At 40.1% G+C, this 20,953-nt stretch carries 16 protein-coding genes; 12 read left to right on the top strand and 4 right to left on the bottom strand.

Annotated features, from left to right (window positions below):
* On the top strand, window positions 1-2,631 hold a 2,631-nt coding region (locus FW759_RS07575; RefSeq protein ID WP_446442624.1), incomplete at its 5' end, for an Ig-like domain-containing protein.
* A gap of 139 nt (window positions 2,632-2,770) precedes the next feature.
* On the opposite strand, the gene FW759_RS07580 is transcribed toward FW759_RS07575, so the two are convergent.
* On the bottom strand, window positions 2,771-3,517 hold the full coding sequence (locus tag FW759_RS07580) for a hypothetical protein (protein WP_173240501.1): 747 nt from the start codon (window positions 3,515-3,517) through the stop codon (window positions 2,771-2,773).
* A gap of 74 nt (window positions 3,518-3,591) precedes the next feature.
* Window positions 3,592-4,242, bottom strand: a complete 651-nt coding sequence (locus FW759_RS07585; protein WP_201602994.1) for an IS1595-like element ISPssp3 family transposase — start codon at window positions 4,240-4,242, stop codon at window positions 3,592-3,594.
* 135 nt (window positions 4,243-4,377) lie between these two features.
* Here FW759_RS07585 and FW759_RS07590 point away from each other — a divergent pair, with 135 nt between their 5' ends.
* Window positions 4,378-5,388 carry an IS1595 family transposase gene (locus tag FW759_RS07590; protein ID WP_200662268.1) on the top strand — a complete coding sequence of 337 codons (1,011 nt, stop codon included), beginning with the start codon at window positions 4,378-4,380 and terminating at the stop codon, window positions 5,386-5,388.
* Between the two features lie 270 nt (window positions 5,389-5,658).
* Here the strand turns inward: FW759_RS07590 and FW759_RS07595 are convergent, their stop codons facing one another.
* Window positions 5,659-6,294: a hypothetical protein gene (locus tag FW759_RS07595; RefSeq protein WP_443509648.1), complete on the bottom strand. Its 636-nt coding sequence runs from the start codon at window positions 6,292-6,294 to the stop codon at window positions 5,659-5,661.
* A gap of 749 nt (window positions 6,295-7,043) precedes the next feature.
* Between FW759_RS07595 and FW759_RS07600 the strand changes: the two genes are divergently transcribed.
* The 8 genes from FW759_RS07600 (at window position 7,044) to FW759_RS07635 (ending at window position 18,180) form a co-directional block, all read left to right on the top strand.
* Window positions 7,044-8,492, top strand: a complete 1,449-nt coding sequence (locus tag FW759_RS07600; RefSeq protein ID WP_446442625.1) for a TolC family protein — start codon at window positions 7,044-7,046, stop codon at window positions 8,490-8,492.
* Between the two features lie 106 nt (window positions 8,493-8,598).
* Window positions 8,599-10,899, top strand: a complete 2,301-nt coding sequence (locus FW759_RS07605) for a type I secretion system permease/ATPase (protein WP_413501513.1) — start codon at window positions 8,599-8,601, stop codon at window positions 10,897-10,899.
* Entirely contained in the window at window positions 10,892-12,061 is a 1,170-nt protein-coding gene (locus FW759_RS07610) for an HlyD family efflux transporter periplasmic adaptor subunit (RefSeq protein ID WP_102093440.1), read from the top strand. Before FW759_RS07605 ends, FW759_RS07610 begins: the two co-directional genes overlap by 8 nt.
* Before the next feature lie 427 nt (window positions 12,062-12,488).
* The gene (locus tag FW759_RS07615; RefSeq protein WP_446442626.1) at window positions 12,489-13,055 is read left to right on the top strand and encodes a hypothetical protein; all 567 of its coding nucleotides are present in this window, start codon (window positions 12,489-12,491) and stop codon (window positions 13,053-13,055) included.
* Window positions 13,042-13,284 carry a hypothetical protein gene (locus FW759_RS07620; RefSeq protein ID WP_446442627.1) on the top strand — a complete coding sequence of 81 codons (243 nt, stop codon included), beginning with the start codon at window positions 13,042-13,044 and terminating at the stop codon, window positions 13,282-13,284. Before FW759_RS07615 ends, FW759_RS07620 begins: the two co-directional genes overlap by 14 nt.
* Before the next feature lie 12 nt (window positions 13,285-13,296).
* Window positions 13,297-14,025, top strand: coding sequence for a hypothetical protein (locus FW759_RS07625; protein WP_446442628.1), 729 nt, complete (start codon window positions 13,297-13,299; stop codon window positions 14,023-14,025).
* The gene (locus FW759_RS07630; protein WP_446442629.1) at window positions 13,992-15,347 is read left to right on the top strand and encodes a hypothetical protein; all 1,356 of its coding nucleotides are present in this window, start codon (window positions 13,992-13,994) and stop codon (window positions 15,345-15,347) included. Before FW759_RS07625 ends, FW759_RS07630 begins: the two co-directional genes overlap by 34 nt.
* On the top strand, window positions 15,340-18,180 hold the full coding sequence (locus FW759_RS07635; protein WP_446442630.1) for a site-specific integrase: 2,841 nt from the start codon (window positions 15,340-15,342) through the stop codon (window positions 18,178-18,180). The genes FW759_RS07630 and FW759_RS07635 overlap by 8 nt, the downstream gene beginning before the upstream one ends.
* A gap of 429 nt (window positions 18,181-18,609) precedes the next feature.
* On the opposite strand, the gene FW759_RS07640 is transcribed toward FW759_RS07635, so the two are convergent.
* Window positions 18,610-18,768, bottom strand: a complete 159-nt coding sequence (locus FW759_RS07640; RefSeq protein ID WP_192520107.1) for a hypothetical protein — start codon at window positions 18,766-18,768, stop codon at window positions 18,610-18,612.
* 295 nt (window positions 18,769-19,063) lie between these two features.
* On the opposite strand from FW759_RS07640, the gene FW759_RS07645 reads away from it, so the two are divergent.
* Entirely contained in the window at window positions 19,064-19,537 is a 474-nt protein-coding gene (locus tag FW759_RS07645; RefSeq protein ID WP_289048636.1) for a RipA family octameric membrane protein, read from the top strand.
* A 148-nt stretch (window positions 19,538-19,685) separates the two neighbouring features.
* Window positions 19,686-20,951, top strand: coding sequence for a GTPase-associated system all-helical protein GASH (locus FW759_RS07650; RefSeq protein ID WP_289048635.1), 1,266 nt, complete (start codon window positions 19,686-19,688; stop codon window positions 20,949-20,951).
* The last annotated feature ends 2 nt before the right edge of the window (window positions 20,952-20,953 follow it).

Raw genomic sequence — 20,953 nt, forward strand, 5'->3', positions numbered from 1 at the left:
CGTTCAACCGCGCCAGTTGCTGTCGATGACCTCGAAACAGGTTTAGTAGGTTCTCCTGTGACTGTGGCTGTGGTTGGCAATGACACCGATGCTGAAGGCGACCTAGATCCGACCACTGTCATGATCACTGTGTCACCAGCAGGTAGCACCATTGCTGCTGATGGCAAATCGGTTGACGTATCAGGCGAAGGCGTTTGGACAGTTAATCCAACCACTGGTGACATCACCTTTACCCCAGAGACAGGCTTCACAGGTGATCCAACGCCAATCAGCTATACCGTTGATGACCTTACAGGTAAGACCTCGAATGAAGCGACTGTCACCATCGATTACGATCAACCAACTAACATCTCAGTATCGTCGCCTGCCCGTGTTTCTGAAGAAGGTTTGGCTGGAGGTAATCCAGATACCAATCCAGATTCAACTTTAGATACCACTGATTCAGCAACGGATACTGATAATAATTGGATTAGAGTAACTGATACTGATACAGATTTGTCAAATTCGGTGGTCAACTTTGTCCTACCAACTGCTGTACAGAACATTACTAGCCAAGGCAATCCAGTAGATTTCCGTATTGATTCGGCGACAGGTAATATTGTTGGTGAATATACCTATACAGACAGTGCTGGTGCTCCTCAAGTTCAGAATGTTCTGACTATAAGTTTAAATGGTAATAAAGAAGCCATAACTGATGGTTATCAGTTTGGATATGATGTGGTATTAGGCGCGCCTGTAGACCACATACTAGGTGACAATACTGAAGGTGTATTACCTGTTAGTTTTGGTATCGAAGTCTTTGAAAATGCTACTGCCACTGAGTCATTAGCTAAATCTGATGAGTTACTAGTGATAGTTGAAGACGACTCTCCTTTACCTCAACCTGTGGTTTGGAATATTGATGTTCAGCAAGAGACCATCACTATCAATGGCTTACAAACAGGTTTCGATGAGACATTGTTCACTCGACCAACACGTGCAGGCTATTTGATTGCTGATGCAGATAATGTCGCTGCTGGTAGCACAGGAACCACTGTTGAATCACGGAACTATGGCGGTACAATTGGAATATTGTCTGCTGAGCAAGATGCTACGTACCAAGCAGGTGATGGTAACACTTATGTAGACTCTTTGGATGAGGGTATTTATTGGGGTAGACCAGCAGGAACGACTCCTCCTGCAGGGTATACCACTTATGAAAATACCAACTATCAAGGTGCTGGTCAAGGAGTTAAGTTCGAGACTGATATTGATTTAGGTAATTTTTCACATATCAACTTTGGTATCTATGGAGATGGCGGTACGTTGATTGAGACGAGTCTTAACGTCGACTTTACAATTGATGTGAATGGCAATTCTGAGCCAATTTCAGTTGATTATTTGCTTAAGCATAATGAAACTCCCAATGGTAATACGGCTGAGTTTTATGGTTTAACTTCAGCAGAATATGATGCTACCTTTGTGGCTAGTGACTTCATCATCATACCGAATGCATCCCGAGTTATAACGATTGCTGGTCAGCAATATAAGCTTGATTTGGAGCTTGTAAATAAAGATCCAAATGCAGCTGTTGACTCTGATAGAAACAAAACGTTCCTGAAAGCTTATCAAACTAAAATTAATGGTTCTTACGATCCAGCATTGGACGATGAAGGTACCTTTGTGGTAAACAGTGAAGAAGGTAAGGAAAATACTTATGACATCATTGGTAAGCTAACGCCGTTAAATCCATTGCCTGAATTAGCCGATAACGTTGTGATTACAGGACAAGTAGCGGTGGGTGCAGATGCTGTTGATTACACTAACCCGACTGGCACTGGTATTGTCTGGTCAGGCACATCGACCACTGGTGCTAATGGAATAGCCATTATCGATACAGATAGTGATATGACTAACTATGAGTTCAAAACAGACTATGGTGTGTTTGTTGGTTATGCCAATGGTAGTTATAAATTCAGTGCAGCTAAAAATATCTCAGAGATTGTGTCGCCTGGTCAAGATGATATTGATGTGTTCTCCTTTACATATAAAGATGCTGATGGTGATACGGCCACCTCAACAGTGACACTGAACTATAATGAGTATGCAACGCCTCAAAATCCTAACTCAATAGATAATCTTGCTCCACGTGGCACTGATAATAATGATTACTTATTAGGTACAAACCAAGCGGAAACATTGAACGGCGGTGCAGGAAATGATACTTTAGTTGGTCTGAGCGGTGCAGATACTTTGCTAGGCGGCGAGGGTAGCGATACTATAGTATTTGATAAAAATGATGTTTCTATTGATGGCGGCACAAACTTAGACGGTAGTCAAGAGAATGACACCTTAGTGATTACCGACACGAGTATTATTGCTAGCAATGATATGAATAACGTTACTAACTTTGAAACTCTTGATTTGACGAATAATACTGCTCAAACACTAAATCTAAACTTGAGTGATGTTATTAGTATGACTGATGGTAATAATCAGTTATTTATCAAAGGTGATAGCGTTGATACCGTCAATGTATCTGGTATGACTAAGTCTGGTACTTCTGATCAAGCAGGTTATGATCTGTACCAAGACGCCGGTAGTATAGCGCAGTTATACATCCAAACTGATATCATTGATAATGTTATTTAGTAGTATTCAATAAGGATGAGATGCGGCTGCTATAGCGCATCTTATACCAACTAACAAATACAGCTATCGTCATTCAAAAAGCCATAACTTGTTGTGGCTTTTTGATTAATAAGTTATGACAATAGTTTAAGTATAGCGGTTATCTATCACTTTCTGATGACTCAGGTATCGTCTGATTTTTATTTGCAGATGAGGAAGGCGGAGATGTTATAGGAGTTATAGGATAGTCATATTTTACTGAAGGCGTTGCCGTTGCACTCTTATTGGAAGGTGTGTCTGTTTGATACTGTTGTATCTGGCTTTGATTGTATTTTTTAACTTCGCCGATGAGTTTAGAAAGTTGATCAGCATCCTTATCGATGTCAGCATCTAATTGTTGATATTCTTTAGTCTGTTTAAGGGTATACTCAGGCGGCTCTTGTTGAGTATCGAGGACTAAATCGGTATTGGGTTTTAGATTGTTGTTAGCATTAAGTCTTGATGCTTGCTCAATTGAGGCACTGCTATCTTTTTGTCCTTCGTTTTGAACAATGGACTTTGTCTTTTGAGTGGTGACCACATTCTTATCTGCTAAGTTTTTTTCAGTATTGGCGGTCATATTAATGTCAGCAGTATTCGTCCCATCCTTTTGCAGGTCACTGGATTGGGTAGCCATGTCTTTTTCACTATCTAATGGTGTTAGCTCGTTCTCTTCTATAACAGAAGCTGATATTAAGCCATTGTTATTAAGTAGTGGTTCTTCTGTTGATGATTTTTTATCATTAAAGACCGTAAAATAGATGACCACTGCAACCAAAACATGAATTGACACTGCCAGTATAATAGCTATTGATGATCGGTCTTTTGATTTTTTTAGGCGATTAGAGGGTGGTAAGAGTTGAGTCATAAGGTTATGATCCATACGTCAAAAATAGGGATTTAATAGGCAGTTTATATTAAATAAGGGGCTGTCCTAGATAACTAGTTCAAACCCTGTTTAACCCATTGTTTTAATTGTAGTAATTGCGACTTTGGGTCACTGTGATTAAAACGCCACTCACATTCCTTTAAATAGAGGTGAAAATGCTCTTTTGGAACTCCGTTAAACTTACGTAGATGCCGTTTAGCTTGGTTCCAAAAGTTCTCTATACCGTTAATGTGATTCTTGTCATTAACAAAGGTTTTAGAGTGGTTGATACGATAATGAGTAAACTCACTGACATCTAATGCGTTATAGCTTTTAAATGAGTCAGTATAAACAATGCTATCAGGCTTCACTTTTTCTCTTATGATGGGGATCAAAGTATCTGCTTTAGCATTGGGTATAATACAAGCGTAAACCTTGCCATTACGCTTTAATAGGCCAAACACGGGCACTTTGCTACCAGCACCTCGCCCTCGCTTGCCTTTACGAGTGCCACCAAAGTATGATTCGTCTACTTCGATTTCGCCTTCAAATAGACCAGGGTCTTGACTATTCTCGTAAATAAGCACTCGTAGCCTATGAAAGTAATAACTGGCTGTGGTTTTATTAACACCAATTAGGCTTGCTGCTGTTCTGGCGGTAGAACCGGCAACAAATAACTCGATGAGTCTGTTTTGTTTATACCAACTTAGTTTACTCTTTCTCATAGTACTATCCTAAATAATTTTACTTATCTAGGACAGCCCCTTAAATAATTAGGCTGTGTTTTAATAATGTGTTGATAGGGTTTCTTAGTAAATGGTAAAATAACTCTACAAGCTTTAATCTGTAAGGGCTTAACCATGTCAACCACTACAAAAAATATCGATATCCTCAAACAGTTATTCAACAACCTCTCTGAGAAAGAAAAACAGCTCTTTCTTGGTGATATTTCAGGTCAAAATTCTCTTGAAAAAGTTATTGCACCTAAAGAGGTATCAAAATGCCCTCATTGCGACTCTACCAATTTCGTCAAAAATGGCACTAAATGCAACAACCAACGCTACTTGTGCCGTGACTGCAAAAAATCATTTGTTGAGCAAACAGGCACTATATTATACAACTCGCAAAAAGGCATTGAGGTTTGGGAAAAGTATATCCACTGTATGATTGAGAAGTACCCCTTACGCAAATGTGCCAAAATATGCGGTATCAACTTAGCCACTGCATTTGCATGGAGACACAAGATACTCGATGCGCTACAAAGCATGATGACTGATGTTGAACTTGATGGTGTTGTGCAAGCTGATGAAACTTTTACAGCCGTATCATACAAAGGCAATCATAAGTCTTTTAAGTTGCCACGTACAGCCTACAAGAGAGGAACTAAGGCGAGTAAGCGTGGCTTATCAACAGAAAAGGTTTGTATTCCTTGTGCGGTCAATTTAGACGGTCTATCCGTTGCTAAAATATCAAACCTAGGCAAACCATCACTAAAGAATTTGCAAAAAGTATTGAATGGTAATATATCTAAAAACTCAGTATTTGTTACCGACTCATTATGTCCTTATCAAAAACTATCACTGGATATGGAGTTAAATCATATCCGTATTACCACTAAGAAACGTAGCAATGGCTTGTTTAACATTCAGACTGTCAATAGCTATCACCGTAGACTTAAGGACCTTATAACCCACCGTTTTAAGGGTGTGGCTACCAAGTATTTGAATAACTACCTTGTGTACCATAATTTTGTCAACTTTGCTAAAGGTTCATCAGAGAGTAAAGAGTCTATATTGCTTGATTTTATTCGCAATACTCTATGTACGAGCAAAACGATTGATATATCTACTCGACCAGTTATTCCATTATAACTTTAGTTTTTACCCTTGTTGTGGTTAATAGCATTAGTCGGATTGATGGTGCAGAAGATTTTTTGGTGGTGTTCTTTTATGTCGATTATGGCTGTGCCTGATGCCAGCGTACTTTTTAGAACACCACCTCATTTAGTAAGCGCTGCTGGATAGTCGCAGTCAGGATGGGAGTTTGAGGTGATTAACCATCTTAAAAAAGACGCTTCACAGTTTTGCAAGCGTCTAATCAGAGATTACTTAGATTATTAAATAGCTATCTGGTATAGAAAGTTAACGATATTCTTCATAAAGATCAGCGATCATTTCTCTGCCAACAAGCTGCCAACCAAAGTCCTTATATACAACGGTATAAAGATACTTGTAGCGTGGAGAATTACTACCGTCATTACCGTAGTCAGATGATATAACAGACAGAATGCCATCATTGTAAGAAACAGCTTCCATGAAACGTGAGTTTATATCATAGTTATTATTACCAGAATCTATAGTGTCTACAATATCGCGCTCACGAGCAACAAACTCACCTTTCTCCCTATCTCTTTCAAAAGAAGTTATGAAGCCCATGTATGTACCACTACCACCAGCACAAGCGTTATCTCCGCGCCAATAAACAATATATCTAGTGCCAAATATATTGTTACTGTCAAATGAAGATTGTGACTCAACTAAATGAACGTCAGTTACATCAGTACGGTTATCTTCGCTGTCACGTTCGAAAGTAGTAATACAGGCTGTGGATTTCGCATAGTTTTTGGCTTGACGAAGTACTTCCAGCTTTTCAGATACAGGCGGTGTTTGAGATGATGCTCTTTCTATCTCTAGTTGTGCCATAGCAAGTTCAGTGGCTGCATTATTATATGGAGTTGCAATCGCACCAAGTGGTAACCCCAGTGCAATTAAAGTCATAAGAGGTTTTTTAAAAAAATTAATGATTGTTAGCTCCTTAAAAAGTAATTTTAGCTGTCGAGAAAGCTTAGAAGGTTACAGTAGTCAAAGCGATAATTTTATTAAAACTAATCATGAGTTTTTATACCCTAAGATGGAGATCAGATTAAATAGTTTTGTTGCTTGAGTTTATCTTATCGTATTAGTTGTTCAATATAAACCTTACATTAGATATTTACCCGATTATTAAGACTTTAATACAAGCTATTCTTATCGTATATCAGAAAAACCCATACTTATTATTTCAAACCCACGTAAAAAACAGACGGTTGTTATGGTGATATTACAGACAGTCAATTAGCCTAGTCACTAGGCTCAAGTTTAAAACTTGGCCATGCTTTTATCAACACATTATTAAAACACAGCCAATAATTATTATAATTCCTTGCTGTACTGTATATTGTTATTCTACTATTATGCCTCTTAGAGTATTAATTTTAGGCGGTAAATAAAGTTTCAAACGTAAAAAGTTTAAGTATTGGCCTATATAACAAGTAACAGACTCGCATTTTTATCAAAAATTTTCAACGAGACAGTCATATGAACCTTATTTTTATAGGTAGCTTGTTTTATAGTATTTGTATTTTCCCTTTGTTTAAAGCATAACTGAGCCGAACTGAATGAATGTTTACCAGTACAATTTACCCATAAAAAGGTCACTGAATAAATTGTTCGCTACGAAGCGAGCGTGGCATAGCATAGCTTGGAGTATGCTATTCATAGCATCATCAGGTACAGCATTTGCCAATGCGGACACTTATATGAATACGCTTATTAACCAAGCGATTCAAAGCCATCCTTTGGTTGGTTCAGCGCGAGCAGAACAACAGGCTACTACTGAAAGCATTCGAGCTGCTAAGCTTAATATGCTACCGGCTCCTACACTGTCTACAGGCTATGATCCAGAGGATGGTATGGTATCACAGCTACAGATTAGGCAGTCGCTGTGGACTGGCGGTAAGTTGACGGCAAATGTGAATCAAGCCATATTTGATGACAAAGCAGCGACAGAATATGTCTATGAGCAACAAAATCAAGTGGCCAAAACCACCATTGAAGCGTGGCAAAGCTATATTACCGCTGTGTCTAAACAAAGTGTCTATTACGATAATTTGCAACTGCTAGCAGAGTTTGAATCGATGATGCAGCGCCGTGTGAATCAAGGCGTATCCGCTCGTATCGAATTAGACCTAGTCACCAACCGCATTTTGCAGGAGCAAAACGCTTATCAAGGGGCTGTTGAACAGCAGCGTATTGCTATTGCTCGCCTAGAACAGATTGCTGGACGTCGGATAACAGCGGCTGAGTTACCAGCACCCAACTTGAGCGAAATCGTCAATCGTGCTAAAGGCTACTCAAAAGCCTTTGAGAAAATGGCATTTGACCAAGCCAGCTTTTATAACCCTACAGTGGTAAAAGAGCATTATCGTGTTGAAGCCGCCAAACAAGAGGTTAAATCGATACAGTCATCGCGCTATCCAACTTTGTACGCGCAATACGAATATGACTATTATTATGATGACAAGAATAACAATGACAATGGTAGTGGTTTCTCAGTAGGGCTTAGCTACGACCCAGGTGCAGGGCTTTCTAATTTAGCGTTAGCAAAGGCATCAGAGTCACGCGTTAATAGCTTAGTACAATCAAAAGAAGCCTCAAGACGTCTGGTACTTGAAACCATACAAACGCAGTATCAGCAATTTGCTAGCGCTCAAGACCAAGAGCGTTCATTGATTGCCGCAGTTGCAGGAGCTCAGATTGTCGTCAGCTCCTATCGCCGTCAGTTCATTGCTGGGCGTAAATCTTGGCTTGAAGTACTTAATGCCGTACGTGAGCATTCACAATATGAGATACAGCTGGTCGAGAGTCGAACCGCCGTTATTGCAGCCTACTATAAGCTGCAAGTTGATTTTGGCATGATGTCGTGGCAACAGTTCGATAAAAGTCGTCAGCCAACTCAACTCTTTCGTCCGCTAGATCCCGTCAAAAACTGGTTGAATAACCAAAGTGATGCTAGACCACAAACGGTAGTTAGTCAAGATAACGACATGAATACATATCCTATTAATGAGGGTGTTAGCTATGACATTACTGATACTAGCTATGACGTTACTGGGACTAGCTATGATAATGACTTATTATTATCAGACGAACCTTAAATATACAGTCAAGTAAATATGAATACATCATTGTAAATATAAAGTTATATTCTTATTCACGTTGTGTGATTATTACAATATGGCTAATCAGTAGGATATGTCCATCATGAGTACACCTGTTCCAGATCTAAATATCCGCACATCTGACGGTGAGTTGGTAGTGAGTTCTAATTTACAACCGTTGATGATGTCGGAATCAGATGAACTACCCAATGAGCAAGCGGTCCAACTAGCAGCGGCGCTTCACACCCTGCTAACTGAGCAAGGGTATCCTATTGATAATGTGCGGCTCAATGGCGTGATTTATCAGCAGCAGGATTTACTAGCACTGCCTAGTATTATTGGTGTGCTTAATCAATTAGGGATTGAGCAACTACCAGAAGTGTTACCGGCACCAGATGCTGCATTTTTACCCTTATTGGCTTTGCATCCTACGCAGGGTTGGGGTGTGATCAATCAACAAAATCCGCAAGGATTATGGCAGTTCAGTCAACTAGGACAGACGAGTGCTCACCGTAGTGACGCGTTTTTACACCTATTGCGCGTGCGCTTAGGGGATGAGCCAAGCAAGCGTAGACAGTTCTCGTTCGATCAACTGCTCAAAAAGGACTTAAGGAACTATCGAGGTATCGTCGTTGAGGCCGTAGTCGCCTCATTTTTGATTAATATGTTAGCACTTGCTGTGTCACTATTCTCAATGCAAGTTTATGACCGTGTCATCCCAACGCGTAGCGAATACACGCTGATTATTCTGGCAAGTGGTGTGGGACTGGTCATTTTATTTGAAACTTTTATGAAGTTCGCCCGCTCCAAGATTATGGATAAAGTAGTGGTCAATCTTGATCAATATTTATCGCGTGAAGTTTTCCAGCGTCTGCTAAACGTGCGCATTGATCAAATGCCAGGATCAGTCGGTTCGATGGCAGCGCAGCTACGTGGTTATGAGCAAGTTCGCGGTTTTTATACTGCAAGTACGCTATTCGGTCTTGTTGACATTCCAATGGCTATTATATTTGTAACCCTGATTGTCATCATTGGTAATCCTTTAGTGGCTTTGGTACCTATTGTGGCCGCCGTTATAGCCATCATACTTGGGTTCGGCGCACGTAGAAAAATCGACAGTATTGCGGCAATTGGAGCAGCAGCGTCTTATCGCAAAACAGGTATCCTTGTGGAGACTGTGGAAGGTGTTGAGACTATCAAAGCAGGATCAGGGAATTGGAAGTTCTTATCACGTTGGCTCGATGTGATGAGCATCACCACTAAGAATGATCTTGATATGAAACATGCCAATGACAATTTGAGCTATCTGTCGCAAATGATTCAGCAGACCAGCTATGTTGGCATCGTAATTATTGGCTCGTTTGTAGTGATGTCAGGTGATATGACAATGGGTGGACTTATTGCATGCTCAATCCTAGGTGGTCGTATCTTAGCGCCAATAATGGGTATTCCTAACCTGTTAGTACAACATTCACATGCCAAAGCTGCTAAGCTAAATATCGAAAAACTATTCTCATTAGAACAAGACAATCATGGTGTCAGTCATCCCTTGTCGCCTAGCAAAATCGCTGGTAATTTTAATGTAGACAAAGTTATTTTTAATTACCAAAATAATGATCAACCCGCATTGGCAATTAGTAGTCTGAATATAACAGCAGGTGAGCGTATTGCAGTATTGGGCCCTATTGGCTCAGGTAAATCGACTTTATTAAAAGTACTGTCAGGGCTGTATGCTCCTACCCAAGGCCGGATATTATTAGATGGATTAGATATTCAGCAGATTAGTCGTGAATCTATGAGTGAGCAAGTCGGCTATCTGCAACAAGACCATCGTTTGTTCGAAGGCACACTGCGAGAAAACTTATTGATTGGTCTACCAGCGCCCAGTGATGATGTAATGCGCGACGCCCTCGTTAAGACGGGACTGATTAAATTGGTAGCCAGTCATTCTAGTGGTTTGGATTTGCCAATTAGTGAGGGAGGTAAAGGATTATCAGGGGGTCAAAAACAACTGGTAGCATTTACTCGGTTGCTGCTGACAAAACCTTCCATATTATTGATGGATGAGCCAACCGCTTCTATGGATAATCGGCAAGAACTACAATGTATTGACGTACTCAAAAAAGAGTTTGGACAAGGGCAAACGCTTATTGTGTCCACTCATAAAATGCCACTCCTACAACTGGTCGATCGCATCATTATTATGGACAATCAAAAAATCGTAATGGATGGTCCGAAGGCACAAGTTCTTGAGCAATTAAAAGGCAATGATGATCAGAAAAAAGCTAGCAAACCATCAATTAAAGTAAGCTCGCCTAGAGTGACAGTAATTAGTAATAAGACTTCGAGTATCTCACCAAAAAACGACGATAAACGTGATAATTCAGGGCAGGATAATGGATAATTATAAACATAAGTTTCATGATCCTAAAGTGGGGCGCACGCGCATTATCATTTGGGGCTCATTGGTCGGAATAATTGCACTCGTTGTCTGGGCTTATTTTGCCCAAATTGATCAAGTCACGCGAGCGACGGGAACTATCATTGCTAGCGCTCGTACACAAGATATACAAGCCGTAGAGGGTGGCGTCTTGACCGAGATATTGGTCAAAGAAGGCGAGGATGTCACTAAAGGACAGTTAATAGTTACTTTAGAGGAAGAACGTGCGCAAGCAGCGGTCGCCAACTCAGGCTCCAAAATAGCAGCACTCAAAGCTAAGATTGCACGCCTAGAGGCGGAGATATTTGAGCGACCATTGGTGTTTCCAGAAGGCATCAAAAACTATAGTGAATATATAGAAAATCAAACCCAACTCTATAATCGTCGTAAGCAAGCAATTGACCAAGATGTCAGCTCACTACAAAAGATGATGGTATTAGCCCAGCAAGAGCTGAGTATGAATGAGCCGTTATTATCGTATGGTGATGTGAGTCAGGCTGATATCATCAAGTTGCGTCGGCAAGTTGCTGAAATTCAAGCTCAAATTACTAACAAGCGTAATAAGTATTTTGAAGAAGCACAGTCAGAGATGACCAAAGCGCAAGAAGATTTAGATACTGAACTTGAACAATTACGCGATCACTCACAAGTATTAGAAGAAAAAAATCTATTTGCGCCAACAGACGGTAAAGTAAACAATATCCTAGTGACTACTATCGGCGGCGTGGTTAAGCCTGGCGAAATCATCATGAAAATATTGCCAACCAGTAGTGATTTGATCGTCGAGGCTAAAATAAAGCCCGTAGACATTGCTTATGTCAAAGAGCAGCAGGATGCCACTGTAAAGCTTGATGCTTATGATTATTCTATCTTTGGTGCTATGAATGGTACTGTGATCTATATTAGTCCAGACACATTAATGGAGCAAACTCCGAAAGGGGAAGAGCCCTATTATCGTGTACAGATAAAAATTACTGGTGCTGAATTTTCTGGGCGCAGTGATGAGATTGTCATTAAGCCTGGGATGACAGCTTCCGTCGATATTAAGGCACAGCAGCGCTCGGTACTATCATACTTAACTAAGCCCATTACTAAGACTTTCTCTGAAGGACTAGGTGAGCGTTAGCGTTCAAACCCCGATATCAATCAAGCCACCTGAGTACTCCTAAAAGCAGTAAGAACTTGCTAAGACATGCCAGCAAAAGCTTAGCGGGTCTTTTATACGCAAGGCAGCTCATTACTCTAATATTTGCAATGCTTATCGTTGATAATACTAGACCCTTAATAACCATGGTATTGCTACCTAAGAAGTAAGAGCTATGTCGTCAGGATACTTGTTCTTTATGAGTAGAATTTAAGTTTTGCACTCTGATTAAGTTAGAGTGAGTACGTTTTAAGCTCTAAATAAGTGACTTTAATACTCATATATTTAGGGCTTTTTATTCTTGTTGTCTATTGCCTCAACAACTAATTATTTAATAAAATCAGCCACTTGATAATTGTTATGTTATAACGTATCATAAAAAACATGATAATTGTTATGGCGTTCTATAATGAAAAATAAAAGCCTTAAAGCGACCCAAAAATTGGTAGTGCTTACCTCACAAAATCTACGGGTTCATCCTGGTGCAAAATCTGCCTTTATGGTTTGGCAGCAGCATCGATTACCTCTACTGCGACCACAGCTGGCAAGTTTAGATGACTATTATCGTCAACCACTACGATTGTGTGCTGTAGAAGATAGCTATCAGTTTTTTAATACCTTTGCGCGTATTGATGAGGTAATGAAGCTCGAGACTAGATATCGACAGCCATGCTTAATTGCACCTGAGAGCAGTCATGACATTAAACGGCTAGCATGGTGTGAGGTGCTTAGTTTATCTAGATTTAATGGTGTGGATCATCCCATGCTGTTTAAAGCGATATATCAGAATTCGCCAAAGCAGCTTATATGTGAGCTAATGGGCGTGAACCGCTTAACGGTCGCCAGTTATTGTCAGTTCGCTGGTATCAACCAAAGTGCTTATGAGTATCAGCAGTGTAAGGTAGCCAATGATGAGGCGATGCTGGGGCTGCCCAAAAACCTGAATTGGATGGACACATCTTATGGGTCACACTAAGTTACTTAATGATGTGATCGACAAACGAGCTTTGGATAAGCTTATCCCAATAGATTCACCACACCACATACAAATGCGTCAGCTCGTGATTGATGTAATCAGTCTAGTGCCAGATGGTGATATTGATTTATTACACTCAATACTAGAATCTAATTCTGTAGACTTTACTGGGATAGACTGTGAAGATGCGATTGAACAAACTATTCGACAAGGTAAAACAGTAGAGTAGGCGGTCAGCTATATGCTAATGGTCTTTTATCAGATGTATGGCGAAGTTGATATCAATGATAATGCTTGGCGGTTTATGAGCGGTTACTTAAAAGTGATGATTATGATCACAGTACGCCACGACAAACACTTTGCCAAAATTGATAAGCTTGGTGTGCGTGTTCGTATGGCGCTAAGACCTACTGATCCACAACGTGGCATTCTCGACCAGTTAATTAGCATTCACGCTCAGTGTGATAGCTTGTCCTCATGTTTACCTTATATCAGACAATATGAAGCGAGCGTCAAACAGGAAGAGGCAACAGGTGAAACAGCGAACCAATATCTTGGTAGTAAAATCGGTCAAATTAGGTTGGCTTATGAGGTAGCGATTCATAATAAAACTTTTATTAGTAAAACCTATACTGAAAATACTAAACGCTTAAAGCCGACAAAAACAGTAATCAAGATAGTGGTGAGTACTGATAATGAGCCACTACAAAGAATAGTGTTTGGTACGAAACAATCAAAAAAGCACAGTAACGTGGCAATCGCTGAAAATATTGCCGATGACGACGAAGTACCATTGCTAGACAATGACTTTAAGCCAGCTACACAAATTGCTAAATCCTCTGAGCTGCAGCAATGGCAATTAAACAACAACCATCAACACGCCCGCCGTAATCAATTTCATTTCCCAACCAATCATCGTCAGCTAAGCATTACCAGATGCTATTTGCCACGCTTTGGCAACGCTTTATGAGTGTTGATAAAGAGAGTAGCACTGGGTATGCAGTACTGCTACTGTCACTGTTAAGTGGACTTAGCGTTGATAGCATCATTGCTGATTGGCAATGCAGTCGCAGTCAACGGCAGTATTTGGTCTATGACCGTGTTCGTAAAATCAGTAGTATCGCTATCACGATTAATGTGACCACCAATACTCGAAGTCATCTGCTTGCGCACAGACAAAGCTATGGCAGTACCTTTTATCGCGCACTGCCTGAAGCTTTACAGATTATGCTTGAGGATAAAATTACCGTTTCATCCGATACTGTTAAATCCGCTATCTCTGACGCTAAAAATATATTGAACCTGCCAGCATTGAGTCCCCAGCATATTGAAGCAGGGCTATTTATACTTATCAAAAACGAACTTAATAAGCCCTTACATGCCGACCTGATCACAGGCGTTGATGTAAGGCATAGCTCTGCGCTGTATTACACCAGCACTAAAACGGTAGAGCTAGAGAAAACCTATATAAAAGCGGTAGAGCTGATAACTGAATACTGCAATGACGAGAAAAAAGCGCTTTTAATAGATGAGTGTAGCGTACCGATTAACGGGCATAGAAGCCATATTGGTAGTGATATGGCACTAAAGACCACAATGTGCCAGCAGTTCTTTAATCAACTGGCTTTCAGTGCCGAGAGCTTTAATGGCAAGCTAAAGTCCCACATGGATCGCTATATTGCACAGTTTAATAGCTATAGTATTTGGTTGTGGCATATTGTCATGATCCAAACGGGTATCCGCCCAGTCAAGCACGCACCAGGGTTGCTGCACCAGTTTGATTTTAAGCGGCGTACATTATGGGTGTCTGACAAAGAAGAACGTCATGGCCAATCTGATGGCAGGCTCATTCCTCTTAGCAAGTTTTTGATAACGGCTATACAAAACTATATGACCTATATTGAGCAATTTGCCGCCATCTATAATCCATTATGTCCAGCAGCGTCTTATCCCATTAATGACATCTTGCAATCTGAGCGTCCTCTAATTCAGCTCTATAAAAAGAACCCAAAGGGCTTTACTAGCATTACGCCAAGCCAAGTTCGCTACCAGTTGCAAGACTTTTTTAGTCATCAGTATAACTGGCTGCGTCATCAGCTGAGGTCTATGCTCACAGGGCGCGTGTCTGACTATCTGATTTGCGCGCTTTACGGTCATGAGCATCCTGATCAAGAATTTATGCATCCGATGTCATCAAGCTCTATCAATCAGCTGCACCAGCTCAGTCCCCATTTAGATGCGATTGCTACAGACCTTCACTTAAAACAAATTGAGGTTCGTCTATATGGATAATATTAGCGCTCATAAACTGCGACAGCTGAATAGAGAAGAATCTAAAAAAAGTATCAAGCATGATGCTAAAGCCCTAATTAAAGAATATATCAATCAATATCCTATGCAATCGCCTTGTGAGCTGCAGCATCATTACGAAGCAATTAACCAATTGCTAGAAGAGGAGTTCGACACCGCTCAAAACTTTCAATTGGCGCGGCGCGGGTTTTTAGAGTTTGTTCGTGATTATAATAAAGCTCACCAGATATACCTTAATGAGCCTGTGGTACCAATACTGGCGACTCGTGAGCGCTTGACCATTAACTATGACTGGTTCGTCAATGGACGCGCTGTAGCAGACAGTAGCGCGACAATGATAGAGGTTTGGCAACGAAAACGGCGTTTCTCAGTCAATGACTTGGTTGAGGGATTACTGTATTGCAGCATCATGTATGGCGGTATTAACGACATTGAGGTGCTAAGAGCGCTCTATGATTGGCTGTTTGGTGAGCGCCGTATGTATAAAATTAACATGGCGGAAAATAATGAAAAGAGTTGTGTAGAGCAGTTAGCCGTAATACCGCTTAGAGTGCGTGATGATAATTATGGAACTACGCTAGATGACAGCGAAAGCTTATACCGTTTTGTTGATTATGTTCCCGATGATATGGGCCTGTGTTTTCTATATGCTCTAAAGGATAAAGAGTTAAACACTGCCAAGATAAAGCCATTTAATACCATCATCAACGATATCTCAAAAACACTTAAACTTACCAATAAAGATATCGATCGCCCGCAGCATTCACTGCTTATCAAATATGCCAACTACCAATGGCGACAGCTAGAGAGTAGCCTGATTGATGGGGCGCTCTCTGTGGTGAAGCAAGGTGATATTAAAACCACTGGTTTGTCTACGGATAAGCTAATCCATTATAACCGAGAGCTCATCAATCAAAACCCTGAGCCGTTAGGGTGGTTTGAGCTGTTTGATGCCAGCTATCAATCATCGATAAAATCGAATAGCCAAAGTAGTACCATAAACTATCCTAGTTTTAGTAAAAATCTAATCAAAGAGCTGCAAGATACGCTCAAACTGACCAGAAACACCGCTATTTCCACTATCACAATATTAAAAACAGATGCTAGCCAGCCTAATGCACAACGCTTGCTTAGTTGGGTGTTATCATTACTGGATGATCATAGCCTTCGGCTCAATACCATCAGTAAATATATCGGCTGCATTGGCCGCGACTGGCTGATGCTGACAATGGATGAGGACATTGATCAGTGGGAGGGTAGTGACTTTGAGGAAGTTTACGAGCAGGTTATTCAAAGTAAGGTAAAAGATGGCCGCAGGGTATCTGTGCTGAGCAAGTTATCAGAGTTTGATGATGATATTTCTAGTGGTATAGATAATGATAATAATGCTGGTCAACAGCTCTCCTATCTTGATCGCCTAAAAGACAGTCAGAAATTTACTTATGGTCGCCTAAAGGCTTTTCACGATCATCAGCGTATGCACTTTGATGCTCCTTATGTCTATTTTCCATGGGGTAGTAATAGGCAAGTCGTTAAAGCCAATATGATATCACCGCGTGTCTATCATGCGATGAAAGAGTATGTGCAGTTATCAGAGTTGGAGGTTGATCAAAAGCGGCTTTGCTTGATTGTATTAACACTCGCTTATCGCACTGGCATGCGTATTAATGAGATCATTGGTATTAAGGTTAAAGACATTACAGATATAGGTGTTATCAATGGTCAAGTGATTGAAGTGCCTAAAATAATCCTCAAACCCAATCGCTATCGTAGGCTCAAAAGCAGTAGTGCCAAACGGGTGATACCGATAGATAGTCTTTTCAAGGATGATGAGTTAAAGCCCTTCATCGCACTCTATTATCAACAAAAAAGGTTAAAGCGCCGTTATTTATTCTCACAAGGGTCAGGCGATCAACCACTACCATCTGTGTTTTTCAGTAATATGATGAAAATAATATGGGATCGATTGCTAATTACCCATGACTTTACCTTTCACAGCTTTCGGCATACTGCGATTAGTCAGCTGGCATTGGTGTTAAGCGGCTCACCACTTGCGCAGGTGATGACAGATTATGATACAGCCCATAGCGATGCTATTGTTAAAGCGCTCCTTGCTAATAATAAAGAAAAAGGGATGTGGTTTGGGCTGGCAAGCCTTGCAGGGCATCTAACGCCAGATACTACGTTTGAGCATTATATTCATACCGCACATCTGCTGGCGGGTTGGCAGATGAGTCAAGCTAAAATTAGTATGCCTATAACTGTATTTGAGATGTTGACAGGTATTGGTTATCAAACGATAAATAGACAAGATGGCATGGCGTATGATGCTATTACTAAACAGGTTTGTCTGAATAAGGTGCGTGGCTATTTAATTGGCAAAGTTGCAAGCAAAGAGTCTCTATTTATCGATAACAGCACATCAGTTAATGCAACTTGCCCGCAAAACATAAAAAATGATGCGGTAGATACTCAGCCATCTATATTTATTCATCCAAAAATGTACGATGTGATTGCGCTACTAGAGGAACTACAGACATTAAATATTAATAAACGAGCAGGACATTTGGCAGAGGTCGCACTTCGGCATGGTATTACTGTTAATAACGCTAGACAGATTTATGATAGAGCCAGTCAGTTTTCTGCCAATGGCAAGTTACTTTTAGGTGCGACAACGGGACATAAAAATCAAGAAATTTTAGTTAAAGCATTTGATCGCGCGTATCAGATGTCAATTGATGACCCTGTTAGACTTGAATCATTTGTAGAAACCCCGACTTTCACAAAGCCACCTGACAAATCTTATTATTCATAATTTATAGTGTAGGCCTTATCAATCCTAGCTTAGATGAAATATCGCTATAGCATATTCAAGTTTTGGCTGATAATAAGTATTTCTATAAATGCGATTTGCAAACCCGCAATATTATAGGTAATCACATCTAACTATTTTAAAATATAGATATGAATTTCGTTTGCAAAAGCTTACTATCTCATAACCACCTTGCCAGCCGCACCATTCATGCGATAGTTTTAAATGTCCCCAGTGATAACCAGATTAATGACTTTTTCTATTTCATCAAAGGGAACTTTGAACCACTCTATCACCTTATATAGGTTGTCGCTCGTCTCCAAGTTTTTTGGCGAGCTCATCATTCATCCAGTCAAGATCAGTAATAATTAGCTGGTAGCTGTTTTCATATTTATATTGAGCAGTAGCTAAAGAGCGAATAAGCATATTGGACTAAATACCGTTAGCAAATATTAAGCGTAGTCGCTGCTGGTTACGCTCATTTTCGCGCTGCTCCGCATGATAGATATCCGCCACATAATAAAGCATACTGTAATTACTGTAAGGGTTTTTGTTTTTTGCAATGTGTGCTGGGCCCAGTATAAACCACATATTAATCTTAAATTATTGATTTAGAATAATTTATTTAAATATATTTTTTATTATACCAACAAAAAATATTAGGATAGTGCTTAGATAAATTACTAATAAACGGTGAGCTTTACTTGAGAACTTATTGTCATATTTTGTTAAAATAGAGCTGCTTTAAACAGGGCTAACCTTATTTAGATTAGCATACATACATATTGAAGGAGTCTATAAGACATAGCTTAGAGTAAAATCACACTGTAGATAAGTAATTAGCCTGTTTTATGATTAAATCAAGAACTATAAAGTAGAGATATCTATGACCAATAGGATAAGTTCTGAGCAAGCTTTTGAGCACGCATGGAAGTATTTTGAATTGCATTCTAGCCAAAGAACAACTTTATTTAATTATTTTTTATTTATTATAGCGGGTTTGGGTGCGGGTATTGGAGCAACTCTTCAAGCGTCCAATGATCTTCTGTACATGGGTACATTTTTAAGTATATTCGTTGTTTTAGTATCTATTGTTTTTTGGAAGCTAGACCAGAGAACTTCATTTTTAATTAAGCAGTCAGAGTCAATATTAGAAACACTAGAAAATAATTCAGACAGCGCCATTGGTATATTCATAAATGAGAATGCAAACTTAATTGAAGAAAATAAGAATCGAAATCATTTTAGCAAAATATTAACTTATGGAGCTGTATTCAGATTTACCTTTAGGGTTACAAGTTTTGTAGGAATTGGTTTGGTTATTCTATTCGTAATAAAAATATTAGGCTGCTTGACTTAACAAACCGCAATATTAACAAATTCACTCGGGAAGATTAAACTTCATACTTGGGGTGTTATAAACCACTAAAATGGGACAAAGTAAGCGGTTAAAATATATAGTAATCTTTGATGTTCTATTTATTGAACAAGAAAAAAGGACAATTTGAATGACTGAGTCAATACTTCAAACCTATCTTAACGAACAGCATATCAAAACTGATGTTACGGAAAACATTGAAAACCTGAAGAAGGCGGTAAAAGAACTTGAAAAAAACCTAACAAGGAAAAAAGTAAAATCGGATATCATTCCGTATACCCTAGTTGCGCTCGACCCAAAGGTAAAAGGCAACGATCCGGTAGTGCAACAAGTGGAAAAGATTATTATTAAAAAGTGGCCTACTTTTAAGAATGGTGTGACAGCTACTAATGATACATCCACCACCTACGTACGGGCAGTGATTCTAGAAGCGCTATCCCAGCTATCGAGAAAGGATTCAGCTACGGCTACGTTAGTTTGGCTAACCGTCCGTGATGTGATCGAGCATTACCAGCTTGGTGCGGAGGAGAGTTCGATTCGTGGGCTTTTTCAGGAGTTGGCCGACCGAGCGGAGGAGAGCGGGCAAGCGAGATGGGGAGTCGGTCATAAGCTTCAGGTCAGAGAATTTAATGAAGTTGAGATTTCTATTCCAGCAGTTAAAGCGACTGAAATAGATGAGAAGTCTCTAAAGGAACAGTTACTCGATGCGATGGTCCATTCAGCATGGAGTCAGCAAGCTGGAGGAGGAAAGAACCCTCACCATCATGGTCAAAATTCCTGGGAATGGCCTAAGTTTATGGCTGAACACTCAGCTACAGGAATTATTCAAGTTGTTAATTCAGCTTTATCCCAACAAGCCCAATCCCTTTTTGTCCAACTCAAACCGTTTTTCGAAGAGTTGGATAATTCTATCGTCAACAACATCACCGCCAACAACAAGCGTAGTGAGCTTCTGTGGTGGAAACAATCGCTTTATTCCCGTTCTTTGAATGCTAGTTACCGTAGCCTTGATCTGTTAAACGCAACCGTTTGCATGGCGTACGATCTTGCCGAACAAGTGGAGCCTATTTACCCAGAAAGCTTAGATTATTTACTGCGAGAAACGCTGAAAGATGTTCACAGAGAGCAGGTAGCCGAAGAACGCCCACTTATAGACTGGTTAGAAGATAGCCTTAACCTGCACGAGGAAATCCAATCAGCATTGAAAATATATACAGCACAAGAGGAACAACGCAAGCCCTTGCTTAACGCATGGGCCAATGTTTTATATTCCAATGAAACTTCTCATTTTTTTACAGAAACTGGTATTGACGAAGATGCCAAACTGACGGCGTCCGATCTAGCAGTGTGGTTGTTTCATGGGTTACAAGCGCAAAAATTGGCAACAGATAAATAAGG

The sequence above is a fragment of the Psychrobacter sp. 1176_08 genome (genome assembly GCF_052850615.1).